We start from the raw sequence: 12,798 nt of genomic DNA, 5'->3' as shown, positions 1-12,798 counted from the left end.
CCCGTTCAAACCTAACGCCATGTTCATGGACGCCTCTTCACGCACGGCTCGCCGGACCCTGACCTTGCCCCGATCTCTGCACCAATTTCGTATCGGATTCCCTGTTCTGGTGAGTGCCGTGGCGCTGACGCTGGGCACATGGGCCGGGCAGTCTTCCGCGCAGTCCTCGGACGTCTATGTCTGCACCGGGCCCAATGGCGTGCCCGAGTATCGCAATGGCAACGCCGGCAAGGGCTGCAAGAAGCTGAACCTGCCGGAGGTGGTGACGGTCCCGGGCGGGCGCATCGCTGCGCCGGCCAAGGGCGCTGGCAGCGCGGCCGGCGCGGCGGCTGGTGGCACCAGCTTCCCGCGCGTGGACAGCGCCACGCAGAAGAGCCGCGACGGCGAGCGCCGCGCGGTGCTCGCGCAGGAGCTGCAGGCCGAAGAGGCCAAGCTGCAGGGGCTGCGCGCCGAGTACAACAACGGTCAGCCGGAGCGCCAGGGCAATGAGCGCAACTATCAGAAATACCTCGATCGCACGGCGGCGCTGCGCGACGACATCGCCCGCAGCGAGGCCAATGCGGCGTCGCTGCGACGCGAGCTTGGCAATTTGAAGGACTAGTCTTATGCGTCGCCTGATTCGCGGAGTGTCACGCAAGGTCAGCGGTGCCGACGGCGCCCGTGGCGAATCGCCAGCGGCCGACGCGGCACCGGCCGAAGGCAGCGCCCAGGTGCTGACCATGGGCGCCGTGGCGCTCCATGCCGGCCTGGACGTGGTGGCCAACCCGGTGCTGCTGGTGCGGCAGCCGGGGCTGCGCGTGGTCTTTGCGAACCCGGCGGCTGAAGCCACCTTCGGCGTGTCGCGCAAGGGCATGGTGGAGCTGACGCTGCCTGACCTGTTCGGGCGTTCCGATGAGCTGCACAGCATGATCGACACGGTGGTCACGCGGCAGTTCGACGTACGCCGGCAGGACCTGATCCTGCACCCGCCGCTGCAGGAGCCGGCCCATGTGCACGTGGTGATCGCCGTGCTGGAAGCGGTGGGCGACACCGTGGTGGTGGAGATCCTGCCCAATGAACAGAAGGTGCGCAGCGAACGCGAAGAGCGCATCCTGGACCTGACCTCGGCCAACAAGGAACTGATCCGCAACCTAGCCCACGAGATCAAGAACCCGCTGGGCGGCATCCGCGGCGCGGCGCAGCTGCTGGAGTTCGAGCTGCCGGAGCGCTCGCTGCGCGAATACACGCAGGTCATCATCAAGGAATCGGACCGGCTGCAGACGCTGGTGGACCGGCTGCTGGAGCCGCACCGGCATCCGCATATCGTATCGAGCCTGAATATCCACGAAGTGCTGGAGCGCGTGCGCTCGGTGGTGCTGGCGGAGTTTCCCAACGGGCTGGAGATCGTGCGCGACTACGACGCCAGCCTGCCCGAGCTGCAGGGTGACATGGAGCAACTGATCCAGGCCGTGCTCAACATCGTGCACAACGCCGCGCAGGCGCTGGCCGACCGCATGGCGCGCGGCGATGCGCAGATCGTGCTGCGCACGCGCGTGGCGCGCCAGGTCACGATTGCCAAGCGTCTGTTCAAGCTGGCATTGGACTTGCATGTCATCGACAACGGCCCGGGAATCCCCGAAGACATCCGCGAACGCATCTTCTATCCGCTGGTATCGGGCAGGGATGGCGGCAGCGGACTCGGTCTCACACTCGCTCAAACCTTCGTGCAGCAGCACGAGGGCTTGATCGAATGCGAGAGCAGGCCGGGCTGTACCGACTTCCGCATCCTGCTGCCACTGCACTAGCTTTTGCTGGCGTCCGCGAGCGATGGTGCACCCGCCGTGGCCGGGCATGCGGAAGACCAAATGACACCGAGCAGACAAGCGACGCACATGAAGCCGATCTGGATAGTCGACGACGATCAATCAATCCGCTGGGTCCTGGAAAAGGCCCTTGCCCGTGAAAGCCTGCTCTCGCGCAGCTTCACCAATGTGCGGGATGCGCTGGCCGCGCTGGAAGACGACCAGCCGCAGGTGCTGATATCGGATATCCGCATGCCCGGAGGATCGGGCCTGGACCTGCTGCAGGCCATCAAGGCGCGGCATCCGGGCCTGCCGGTCATCGTGATGACGGCCTACTCGGACCTGGACAGCGCCGTGGCTGCGTTCCAGGGCGGCGCCTTCGAATACCTGGCCAAGCCTTTCGATGTCGACAAGGCGGTCGAGCTGATCCGCCGCGCGCTGGAAGAAAGTCTGCGCGAGGAAGAATTGGACGACCGCCTGGTCGATGCGCCCGAGATCCTCGGCCAGGCGCCGGCGATGCAGGACGTGTTCCGCGCCATCGGCCGGCTCTCGCAGTCCAACGTGACGGTGATGATCACCGGCGAGTCCGGCACCGGCAAGGAACTGGTCGCACGCGCGCTGCACAAGCACAGCCCGCGCGCCAACGGGCCCTTTATCGCGCTCAATACCGCAGCCATCCCCAAGGACCTGCTCGAATCCGAGCTGTTCGGCCATGAGCGCGGCGCGTTCACCGGCGCGCAGACCATGCGGCGCGGCCGCTTCGAGCAGGCCGAGGGCGGCACGCTGTTCCTGGATGAAATCGGCGACATGCCGTTCGACCTGCAGACGCGCCTGCTGCGCGTGCTGTCCGATGGCAATTTCTATCGCGTCGGCGGCCACAACCCCTTGCGCGCCAATGTGCGCGTGATTGCCGCCACGCACCAGAATCTGGAGCTGCGCGTCAAGGAAGGGCTGTTCCGCGAGGACTTGTTCCACCGCCTGAACGTGATCCGGCTGCGCCTGCCGCCGCTGCGCGAACGCCCGGAGGACATCACGCTGCTGGCGCGTCATTTCCTGCAGAAGAGCGCCAAGGAACTGGGCGTCGAGCCCAAGCGCATGTCTGACGAAGCGCTGGTCTATGTCAGCACGCTGCCGTTCCCCGGCAACGTGCGCCAGCTGGAAAACCTGTGCAACTGGCTGACCGTGATGGCGCCGGCGCAGACCATCGAGGTCAAGGACCTGCCGCGCGAGATGCTGGAGGCCGGCGCCAGCGAGCCGGTCAATGCGGCGCGGCCTGAGCGCGTTGCCGAAGTGCGCGCGCCCGAGTATGAAAGCGCGCCTGACCTGGCCGACTACGGCGGGTACGCGGCGACGGTGGCAGAGGCCGACACGGCCACCGCGGTCCGGCCCGCGTCCGTGGCGACGGTGGTCCCGGCCCCGGCCTCGGCCGGCTGGGAAGGCCTGCTTGCTGGCGAGGCACGGGCGATGCTCGAAGCCGGCCAGCCGGAGGTCATGGATGTGCTGACGCGCCGCTTCGAGAAGGCGGTGCTGGAGGCCGCGCTGGGTGTCACGCGCGGGCGCCGCGTCGAGGCGGCGACCCGGCTCGGGATCGGGCGCAATACCATCACGCGCAAGCTGCAGGAGCTGGGGTTCGACTGAGCCAGGGCAGGGCAGGCGACAAAAAAACCGGCCGGGACTTTCCCGGCCGGTTTTTTGTTTTGCGTGACGTATTTAGCCGCGCGCTTCGACCAGCCGCTGCGCCATCTCGGCAAAGCCCTCGCCACCGGCCGCTGCGGTGATATAGGCCGGCGGCACCGGCAGCTGCGGCAGGATGTCGCGCACATTGGCCACGCCAACCGACAGCGGAAAGTGGGCGAACATGCTGGCATCGTTGGCCGAGTCGCCGATAAAAAGCCATTCGTCGCGGCGCGCGTCCACGTCTTCGCCCAGCAGTTCGGCCACGCACAGCTTGCTCATCGACAGCTTGTCGTGCAGGCCGAACCAGCCGTTGACATGGATCGAGCTGACGGTGGCGGTCATGCCGGCCTCGCGCATGATGGCGGCGATGCGGGCCACGGCGTCTTCAGGCAACGGCGCGACATCCTCGGCATGGTCGATGGCCAGGTCGGCGGCATGCCAGGCCTGGTCCGAGGCCAGCGCGCAGCCCGGCACTTCGCGCACGATGCGCTGGCCCAGCGCGTGGATGCGCTCCAGGTTGCGTGCGCGCGTGGGGGCATCGTCCAGGAAACGGGTCTGCAGGCGGCCCTTGTGCAGGTGCGCGTAGAACGCACCGTTCTCGCCGATGATGGCGTCGACCGGCCAAAGCCGGGTCAGGATCTCGGCCCAGGCGATGCAGCGCCCGGTGACCGGGATCACGTGCAGGCCCGCGCGGTGCAGGCCGTCGAGCGCCAAGTAGGTCGAGGCCGGCAGGCGGCCGTCGGTGGTCAGGGTGCCGTCGATGTCGGTCAGCACGCCGCGCACGTTGCGCAACGCCGTTTTAGAGAGCTTGTTCAGGGATTGCATGGCGGGCCATTGTAACCGTGGATCTGGCGCTAATTGCTCTTATTGCACTGCAAAACTCACAGTACTGGCCATACTGGTGAATCTGCTGATTTGCTTGCGCAGGTGCGACAGGCGTAACATGCCGCTGTCATAAAAGAATCACATGCTGTCGGATTTTCGACCGACCGGAACAGACAGACCAAAGGAGAGCCACCGATGTCCTTTTCCCGTACCGTGCTCAAACTCGCAGCGCTGGCAGCCCTGACCGGGGCCGGCAGCGCCCACGCCGCCGTAGAAATCCAGTGGTGGCACGCCATGCAGGGCGCGCTGAACGACAAGGTGAACGAGATCGCCAACAAGTTCAACGCCAGCCAGTCCGACTACAAGATCGTGCCGGTCAACAAGGGCAACTACGACGAGACCATGGCCGCGGGCATCGCCGCGTTCCGCGCCGGTGGCGCGCCGGCGATCCTGCAAGTGTTCGAGGTCGGCACCGCTACCATGATGAGCGCGAAGGGTGCGATCAAGCCGGTCTCGGCGGTGATGAAGGACGCCGGCGAGAAGTTCGACCAGAAGGCCTATATCCCGGCGGTGGCGGGCTACTACACCTCGTCCAAGGGCGAGATGCTGTCGTTCCCGTTCAACAGCTCGACCACGGTGTTCTACTACAACAAGGACGCCTTCAAGAAGGCCGGCCTGGATCCGGAAAAGCCGCCCAAGACCTGGCCCGAGGTGATGCAGTACTCGGCCAAGCTCAAGGCCTCGGGCAGCAACTGCGCCTATACCACCGACTGGCAGGGCTGGGTCCACCTGGAGAGCTTCTCGGCCTGGCACAACACCCTGTACGCGACCAAGAACAACGGCTTCGGCGGCACCGATACGCGCCTGCTCTTCAACAGCCCGCTGCACGTCAAGCACATCACCAACCTGCAGGACATGGTGAAGAAGGGCTACTTCAGCTACGGCGGGCGCAAGGCCGAGTCGCAGGCCAAGTTCTACAACGGCGAGTGCGCGATGTTCACCGGCTCGTCGGCATCGCTGGCCAATATCCGCAAGAACGCCAAGTTCGCGTTCGCGGTGGCGCAACTGCCGTATTACCCGGAGGTGCAGGGTGCCCCGCAGAACACCATCATCGGCGGCGCTTCGCTGTGGGTGATGGGCGGCAAGAAGCCCGACGAGTACAAGGGCGTGGCCAAGTTCTTCAATTTCCTGTCGCGCCCCGAGATCCAGTCTGACTGGCACCAGGCCACCGGCTACCTGCCGGTGACGATGGCCGCCTACGAGATGACGAAGAAGTCGGGCTACTACGACAAGAACCCGGGTGCCGATGTGTCGGTGCAGCAGATGGTGGTCAAGACCACAGACAAGTCGCGCGGCGTGCGCCTGGGCAATATGGTGCAGATCCGCACCGTGGTGGACGAAGAGCTGGAAGCCGTCTGGGCCGGCAAGAAGGAGCCCAAGGCGGCGCTGGACTCGGCCGTGGCCCGCGGCAATGATCTGCTGGAGCGCTTCCAGAAGACAGCCCGCGAGTAAGCCGGTATTGCCAGCAAGCTGATGTGACAAGCGGGCGGTGGCGAAACCTCCGCCCGCTTGCATTGTGGACGGCCCCGTCGCACCGATCGGGACCGCCCGCAACTCCGTACCTAGTCCGATGCCGCGACCCGCAGCATTCGCCGGAATCCGTTTATGGAAAAACGCGTCGTTTTCCGTTCGCCGTGGCTGCCATATCTGCTGGTCTTGCCGCAGATCGCAATCACGCTGATCTTCTTCTTCCTGCCCGCCGGGCAGGCGTTGTACCAGTCGATGCTGCAGCAGGATGCCTTCGGCATCAACCTGGAGTTCGTCGGCCTGGACAACTTCCGCATGCTGTGGAACGACCCGCTGTACGTGGAGTCGTTCCAGACCACCGCCATCTTTGCCGTGGGCGTGACCGTGGTGGGCCTGACTACCGCGCTCCTGCTGGCCTATTTTGCCGACCGCATCATCCGCGGCGCCGTCGGCTACAAGACGCTGCTGATCTGGCCGTATGCGGTGGCGCCGGCCGTGGCCGGCGTGTTGTGGATGTTCATGTTCAACCCGACGCTGGGCGTGGTCTCCTTTGCGCTGCGCAAGCTCGGCGTGGAATGGAACTTCCTGCTCAACGGCGACCAGGCATTGCTGCTGGTGGTGCTGGCCGCCGCCTGGAAGCAGATCAGCTACAATTTCCTGTTCTTCCTGGCCGGGCTGCAGAGCATCCCGCGCTCGCTGATCGAGGCCGCCGCCATCGACGGCGCCGGCCCGTGGCGCCGATTCTGGTCGATCGTGTTCCCGCTGCTGTCGCCGACCACCTTCTTCCTGATGGTGATCAACGTGGTCTACGCGTTCTTCGATACCTTCGCGATCATCGACGCGGTCACCCACGGCGGCCCGTTCAATTCGACCAACACGCTGGTCTACAAGGTCTTCCATGACGGCTTCCGCGGCATGGACATCGGGGGCTCGGCCGCGCAGTCGGTGGTGCTGATGGTGATCGTGATTGCGCTGACCGTGGTGCAGTTCCGCTACGTGGAACGCAAGGTCCAGTACTGACGGAGACAGCACATGGTAGAACGTCGCCCCTTCCTTGATTTCCTGAGCCACGCCGTGCTGATCCTGGGCATCGTGATCGTGGTGTTCCCGGTGTACCTGACCTTCGTCGCGTCCACGCTGACCGCGGAAGAGGTGCTGGACGCACCGATGACGCTGATCCCCGGCAGCCACCTGATCGAGAACTATCGCACCGTGCTGTTCCAGGGCGTGGGCGAGGCCGCATCGCCGGTCTCGACCATGATGAAGAACAGCCTGATCATGGCGCTGGGCATTGCGCTCGGGAAGATCGCCATCTCGATCATCTCGGCCTTTGCCATCGTCTATTTCAAGTTCCCGCTGCGCAAGACCTTCTTCTGGCTGATCTTCATCACGCTGATGCTGCCGGTGGAGGTGCGGATCCTGCCGACCTACAAGGTGGTGTCGGACCTCGGCATGCTCGACAGCTACTTCGGCCTGACCATCCCGATCATCGCGTCGGCCACCGCCACCTTCCTGTTCCGCCAGTTCTTCCTGACCATTCCGGACGAACTGGCCGAGGCCGCGCGCATCGACGGCGCCGGGCCACTGCGCTTCTTCTGGGACGTGGTGCTGCCGCTGTCGCGCACCAGCATCGCCGCGCTCTTCGTGATCCAGTTCATCTACGGCTGGAACCAGTACCTGTGGCCGCTGCTGATCACCACGCAGAAGTCGATGACGCCGGTGGTGGTGGGCGTGACGCAGATGATCTCGCGCTCGGGCGATGCCGCCACTGACTGGAACCTGGTGATGGCCACGGTGATGCTGGCGATGATCCCGCCCGCAGTGGTGGTGGTGCTGATGCAGAAGTGGTTCGTCAAGGGCCTGGTCGAAACGGAAAAATAAGGCGTGGCGCGCCACGCGCGCACGCAGGACAACAGCAATGGCAAAACTGTCGCTACGCAACGTACAGAAAACCTACGCCGGCAACGTCAAGGTGGTGCACGGCATCGACATGGAGATCGCCGACGGCGAGTTCATCGTTATCGTCGGCCCCTCGGGCTGCGGCAAGTCCACGCTGCTGCGCATGGTGGCGGGGCTGGAAACCATCACCGGCGGCGAGATCCATATCGGCGACAAGGTCGTCAATAGTCTGGAGCCGGCCGAGCGGGACATCGCCATGGTGTTCCAGAACTACGCGCTCTATCCGCATATGAGCGTGTACGACAACATGGCCTACGGCCTGAAGATCCGCGGCATGGCCAAGGCCGAGATCGCGCAGCGGGTGAACCATGCCGCCGGCATCCTGGAGCTGGCGCCGCTGCTGGACCGCAAACCGCGCCAGCTGTCGGGCGGGCAGCGCCAGCGCGTGGCCATGGGCCGCGCCATCGTGCGCGAGCCGGCGGTGTTCCTGTTCGATGAGCCGTTGTCCAACCTGGACGCCAAGCTGCGCGTGCAGATGCGGCTGGAACTGAAGGAGCTGCACCGGCGCCTGGGCACCACCAGCCTGTACGTCACGCACGACCAGGTCGAGGCGATGACGCTGGCCGACCGCATGATGGTGCTCAACGCCGGACGCGTCGAGCAGATCGGCACGCCGCTGGACGTCTATTCGCGTCCGGCCAGCACCTTCGTGGCGGGCTTTATCGGCTCGCCGCCGATGAACCTGATCCCGGTGGCACGCAACGCCGGCGGCGACACCAGCGCGCAGATGCGCGTGGTGGCGAAGGAGGGCGAGGCCGCCAAGGCCACGCTGGGGCACCTGCCGATGGGGCTGCACCTGCCGGAGCAGGCACTGCTGGGACTGCGCCCGGAGCATATCGAGCCGTGCGCCGCGCATGAGGCCATCGCCGAAGTCGATGTGCGCGTGGTCGAGGCGCTCGGCGCGGATTCCTTCGCCTATGGTTCGCTCGGCGGACAGGCGGTGGTGGTGCGGCTGGACAGCCATGCGCACGTGCGCGCCGGCGACCGCCTGCCGGTGACGTCGTCGGCAGAGCACCTGCATTTCTTTGCGCCCGACACGGGCAAGCGCATCGAGGCCTGATCATGGCAGACGAACAGACAACCTGGCCAGGCGCGGTGACCACCGACAACTGGCCGTATCCGCGCCATATCGCGCACCGTGGCGCGGGCAAGCTGGCGCCGGAGAATACGCTGGCGGCCTTTCGCCACGGCGCGTCCTTCGGTTACCGGATGTTCGAATTCGACGTGAAGCTGACGGCTGACGGCAAGCCGGTGCTGATGCATGACGCCACGCTGGACCGCACCACCTCCGGCAGCGGTCGGGTGGACAGCCTGACCCTGGGCGAAGTGGCGCAGCTGGACGCCGGCAGCTGGCACAGCGCCACCTTTGCGGGCGAACCCGTGCCGACACTCAGGGCGATCGCACGCTACACCTGTGCCAACGGGTATTGCATCAATATCGAGATCAAGCCCGTTCCGGGCCGGGAGACGTTGACCGGCGCAGCCGTGGCGCTGGACGCACAGAGCCTGTGGCGCGGCGCGCCAGTGCCCCCGTTGCTGTCGTCCTTCTCCGAAGACTCGCTGGCGGCGGCGCGCCGGGTAGCGCCGGACCTGCCGAGGGCGCTGCTGCTCGACAAGCTGCCGGTGGACTGGCTGGACCGGCTGCGCGAGCTCGATTGCGTGGCGCTGGATGCCAACCACCGTGTGCTCAATGCCAAGGTGATTGCCGACGCGCATGCTGCCGGCTTCAAGGTCCTCAGCTACACGGTCAATGACCCGGAGCGTGCCGAGCAGTTGCTGGCCTGGGGCCTGGACGGGCTGATCACCGACGCCGTCGACCAGATCGCGCCTTGATGCAAATTGTTGTGCGGATGTTGTTAATTTGCTGATTGCGCATCGAATTGTCGCGGGTGGCTGTTTCGTATCGCGAAAAGTCCACATTGATCCAGGGCAATTCATGCTATTCTTACCGCCGTGAAGACTTTAGGTCCTTCCCCGCACAACTTGCCCTTTCGGGCCTTGTGAGAAAGCCATCACATGCGGCACCCGTGCGGTGCCGTTTGCGTAGGCGCCTCAGTTGGGCTCCCAAGAGTTGTTTGCGATCCGCTAACCGGTCAAGCCGTGTCGCGGAAGGTTGAATAACCCGCTGAACTCCGGCATTCCCGGAGAATAGTGAGCGTCCCATGATGCAGCAGTACCAGAGCAACTCGTACCTCTTCGGCGGTAACGCCCCGTATGTCGAAGAACTGTACGAAGCCTACCTCCAGAACCCCGCCTCGGTTCCCGACAATTGGCGCGCGTATTTCGACGCCATGCAGAATGTTCCTGCGGTCGACGGCACTAGCGCCCGGGATATCCCCCACGCCCCCATCGTTGCCTCGTTCGCCGAGCGCGCCAAGCAAGGCCCCATCAAGACCATCGTTGCCTCGGCCGATTCCGACATGGGCCGCAAGCGCGTCGCTGCCACCCAGCTGATCGCCGCCTACCGCAACATCGGTTCGCACTGGGCCGACCTGGATCCGCTCAAGCGCCAGGAGCGTCCGCCCCTGCCGGATCTGGACCCGGCGTTCTACGGTTTCTCCGAAGCCGACCTCGACATCGTCTTCAATGCCAGCAACACCTACTTTGGCAAGGAGTCGATGAGCCTGCGCGAGCTGCTCAACAACCTGCGCGAAACCTACTGCGGCACCATCGGTTTCGAATTCATGTACGTGAGCGACCAGGCGCAGAAGCGCTGGTGGCAGGAGCGCCTGGAAACCACGCGTTCCAAGCCGGTGTTCACGCTGGAAAAGAAGAAGCACATCCTGGACCGCCTGACCGCGGCTGAAGGCCTGGAGCGCTTCCTGCACACCAAGTACGTCGGCCAGAAGCGCTTCTCGCTCGAAGGCGGCGAAAGCTTCATCGCCGCCATGGACGAGCTGATCCAGCACGCCGGCAGCAAGGGCGTGCAGGAAATCGTGATCGGTATGGCCCACCGCGGCCGCCTAAACGTGCTGGTCAACACCCTGGGCAAGATGCCCGCCGACCTGTTCGCCGAATTCGAAGGCAAGCACGTCGACGACCTGCCGGCCGGTGACGTCAAGTACCACAAGGGCTTCTCGAGCGATGTCTCGACCGAAGGCGGCCCGGTCCACCTGTCGCTGGCGTTCAACCCGTCGCACCTCGAAATCGTCAACCCGGTGGTCGAAGGCTCGGCCAAGGCCCGCCAGGAACGCCGCGGCGAAGTCGGCCACAAGGAAGTGCTGCCGGTGCAGGTGCACGGCGACGCGGCCTTTGCCGGCCAGGGCGTGGTGATGGAGACGCTGAACCTCGCGCAGACCCGCGGCTACGGCACGGGCGGCTCGATGCACATCGTCATCAACAACCAGATCGGCTTCACCACCTCCGACCCGCGCGACGCGCGTTCGACGCTGTACTGCACGGACGTGGTCAAGATGATCGAGGCCCCGGTGCTGCACGTGAACGGCGACGATCCCGAAGCCGTGGTGTACGCCATGCAGCTGGCCGTGGACTTCCGCATGGAGTTCAAGAAGGATGTCGTGGTCGACATCATCTGCTTCCGCAAGCTGGGCCACAACGAGCAGGACACCCCGGCGGTCACGCAGCCGCTGATGTACAAGAAGATCGCCCAGCACCCCGGCACGCGCAGGCTGTACGCCGACAAGCTGGCCGCGCAGAACCTGGTCCCGGCCGAGTTCGGCGACGAGAAGGTCAAGGAATACCGCGCCGCGATGGACGCCGGCAAGCACACCGCCGACCCTGTCCTGTCGAACTTCAAGAACAAGTTCGCCGTGGACTGGATGCCGTTCCTGAACCGCAAGTGGACCGACGCCGCCGACACTGCCGTGCCGGTGACCGAACTGAAGCGCCTGGCCGAACGCATCACCACCACGCCTGAGACGCTGAAGCTGCACCCGCTGGTGGAAAAGGTCGTCAAGGACCGCGCCAACATGGGCCGCGGCGACCAGCCGCTGGACTGGGGCATGGGTGAGCACCTGGCCTTCGCCTCGCTGGTGTCGTCGGGCTATCCCGTGCGCATCACCGGTCAGGACGCCGGCCGCGGCACCTTCACCCACCGCCACGCCGTGCTGCACGACCAGGCCCGCGAGCGCTGGGATGCCGGCAGCTATGTGCCGCTGCAGAACGTGTCGGAAAACCAGGCACCGTTCACGGTGATCGACTCGGTGCTGTCCGAAGAAGCCGTGCTCGGCTTCGAATACGGCTACTCGGCCGCCGAACCGAACGCGCTGGTGATCTGGGAAGCCCAGTTCGGCGACTTCGTCAACGGCGCCCAGGTGGTGATCGACCAGTTCATCTCGTCGGGTGAAGTGAAGTGGGGCCGTGCCTCGGGCCTGACCCTGATGCTGCCGCACGGCTACGAAGGCCAGGGCCCGGAACACAGCTCGGCCCGTATCGAGCGCTTCCTGCAGCTTTGCGCGGACCACAACATGCAGGTCTGCCAGCCGACCACGCCGGCCCAGATCTTCCACCTGCTGCGCCGCCAGATGATCCGTCTGTTCCGCAAGCCGCTGGTGATCATGACGCCGAAGTCGCTGCTGCGTAACAAGGACGCCGTGTCGCCGCTGTCGGACCTGGCCAAGGGCCACTTCGAGACGGTCATCCCTGACCACGAAGAGCTCAACGCCAGTAAGGTCAAGCGCATCATCATGTGCTCGGGCAAGGTCTACTACGACCTGGTCAACACGCGCAAGGAACGCGAGGCCAACGATACGGCGGTCATCCGCCTGGAACAGCTGTATCCGTTCCCGCACAAGGCCGTGGCAGCAGAGCTCAAGAAGTATCCGAACGCCACCGAAATCGTGTGGTGCCAGGACGAGCCGCAGAACCAGGGTGCCTGGTTCTTCGTGCAGCACTACATCATGGAAAACATGACGGATGGCCAGAAGCTCGGTTATGCCGGTCGTCCCGCTTCGGCTTCGCCGGCAGTGGGCTACTACGCAAAGCACAACGAGCAACAGAAGGCGCTGCTGGATGCTGCCTTCGCCAAGCTCAAGGGCTTTGTTCTGACCAAGTAATCAAGCGGCAGCCA

The 12,798-nt window shown here is 65.1% G+C and carries 10 protein-coding genes; 9 read left to right on the top strand and 1 reads right to left on the bottom strand.

What is annotated here, in order from left to right; translation table 11 throughout:
- Positions 1-25: 25 nt before the first annotated feature.
- The 3 genes from KB879_RS23575 to ntrC all read left to right on the top strand — a co-directional run bounded on the left by KB879_RS23575 (position 26) and on the right by ntrC (position 3,419).
- Positions 26-601, top strand: a complete 576-nt coding sequence (locus KB879_RS23575; RefSeq protein WP_211979872.1) for a DUF4124 domain-containing protein — start codon at positions 26-28, stop codon at positions 599-601.
- A 4-nt stretch (positions 602-605) separates the two neighbouring features.
- On the top strand, positions 606-1,784 hold the full coding sequence (glnL, locus tag KB879_RS23570) for a nitrogen regulation protein NR(II) (protein WP_013957195.1): 1,179 nt from the start codon (positions 606-608) through the stop codon (positions 1,782-1,784).
- A gap of 87 nt (positions 1,785-1,871) precedes the next feature.
- Positions 1,872-3,419, top strand: a complete 1,548-nt coding sequence (gene ntrC / locus KB879_RS23565; RefSeq protein ID WP_211979871.1) for a nitrogen regulation protein NR(I) — start codon at positions 1,872-1,874, stop codon at positions 3,417-3,419.
- A gap of 72 nt (positions 3,420-3,491) precedes the next feature.
- Here the strand turns inward: ntrC and KB879_RS23560 are convergent, their stop codons facing one another.
- The gene (locus KB879_RS23560) at positions 3,492-4,283 is read right to left on the bottom strand and encodes an HAD-IIB family hydrolase (RefSeq protein ID WP_013957193.1); all 792 of its coding nucleotides are present in this window, start codon (positions 4,281-4,283) and stop codon (positions 3,492-3,494) included.
- A 195-nt stretch (positions 4,284-4,478) separates the two neighbouring features.
- Here KB879_RS23560 and ugpB point away from each other — a divergent pair, with 195 nt between their 5' ends.
- The 6 genes from ugpB to KB879_RS23530 all read left to right on the top strand — a co-directional run bounded on the left by ugpB (position 4,479) and on the right by KB879_RS23530 (position 12,784).
- Positions 4,479-5,795, top strand: coding sequence for a sn-glycerol-3-phosphate ABC transporter substrate-binding protein UgpB (gene ugpB / locus KB879_RS23555; RefSeq protein WP_013957192.1), 1,317 nt, complete (start codon positions 4,479-4,481; stop codon positions 5,793-5,795).
- Between the two features lie 153 nt (positions 5,796-5,948).
- On the top strand, positions 5,949-6,830 hold the full coding sequence (ugpA, locus tag KB879_RS23550) for a sn-glycerol-3-phosphate ABC transporter permease UgpA (RefSeq protein WP_013957191.1): 882 nt from the start codon (positions 5,949-5,951) through the stop codon (positions 6,828-6,830).
- A gap of 12 nt (positions 6,831-6,842) precedes the next feature.
- Entirely contained in the window at positions 6,843-7,691 is an 849-nt protein-coding gene (ugpE, locus tag KB879_RS23545; RefSeq protein WP_013957190.1) for a sn-glycerol-3-phosphate ABC transporter permease UgpE, read from the top strand.
- Positions 7,692-7,728: 37 nt separating this feature from the next.
- On the top strand, positions 7,729-8,829 hold the full coding sequence (locus KB879_RS23540) for a sn-glycerol-3-phosphate import ATP-binding protein UgpC (protein WP_013957189.1): 1,101 nt from the start codon (positions 7,729-7,731) through the stop codon (positions 8,827-8,829).
- A 2-nt stretch (positions 8,830-8,831) separates the two neighbouring features.
- A complete protein-coding gene (gene ugpQ / locus KB879_RS23535) occupies positions 8,832-9,602 on the top strand; it encodes a glycerophosphodiester phosphodiesterase (RefSeq protein WP_211979870.1) in 771 nt (256 codons plus the stop codon).
- A 329-nt stretch (positions 9,603-9,931) separates the two neighbouring features.
- Complete coding sequence (locus KB879_RS23530) at positions 9,932-12,784, top strand: 2-oxoglutarate dehydrogenase E1 component (protein WP_211979869.1); 2,853 nt, start codon at positions 9,932-9,934, stop codon at positions 12,782-12,784.
- The last annotated feature ends 14 nt before the right edge of the window (positions 12,785-12,798 follow it).

The sequence above is a fragment of the Cupriavidus sp. KK10 genome (assembly GCF_018223725.1).
Taxonomy (GTDB): Bacteria; Pseudomonadota; Gammaproteobacteria; order Burkholderiales; family Burkholderiaceae; genus Cupriavidus; species Cupriavidus necator.
The sequence above is the reverse complement of the archived record's forward strand: the minus strand, read 5'-3'. Positions and strand labels throughout refer to the sequence as shown.

Bases quoted from the DNA above. Each gene is read 5' to 3' on its own strand.
- ugpQ (WP_211979870.1), top strand. From the start codon at position 8,832: ATGGCAGACGAACAGACAACCTGGCCAGGCGCGGTGACCACCGACAAC.
- ugpE (WP_013957190.1), top strand. From the start codon at position 6,843: ATGGTAGAACGTCGCCCCTTCCTTGATTTCCTGAGCCACGCCGTGCTG.
- KB879_RS23540 (WP_013957189.1), top strand. From the start codon at position 7,729: ATGGCAAAACTGTCGCTACGCAACGTACAGAAAACCTACGCCGGCAAC.
- ugpA (WP_013957191.1), top strand. From the start codon at position 5,949: ATGGAAAAACGCGTCGTTTTCCGTTCGCCGTGGCTGCCATATCTGCTG.
- KB879_RS23530 (WP_211979869.1), top strand. From the start codon at position 9,932: ATGATGCAGCAGTACCAGAGCAACTCGTACCTCTTCGGCGGTAACGCC.
- KB879_RS23560 (WP_013957193.1), bottom strand. From the start codon at position 4,283: ATGCAATCCCTGAACAAGCTCTCTAAAACGGCGTTGCGCAACGTGCGC.
- glnL (WP_013957195.1), top strand. From the start codon at position 606: ATGCGTCGCCTGATTCGCGGAGTGTCACGCAAGGTCAGCGGTGCCGAC.
- ntrC (WP_211979871.1), top strand. From the start codon at position 1,872: ATGAAGCCGATCTGGATAGTCGACGACGATCAATCAATCCGCTGGGTC.
- ugpB (WP_013957192.1), top strand. From the start codon at position 4,479: ATGTCCTTTTCCCGTACCGTGCTCAAACTCGCAGCGCTGGCAGCCCTG.
- KB879_RS23575 (WP_211979872.1), top strand. From the start codon at position 26: ATGGACGCCTCTTCACGCACGGCTCGCCGGACCCTGACCTTGCCCCGA.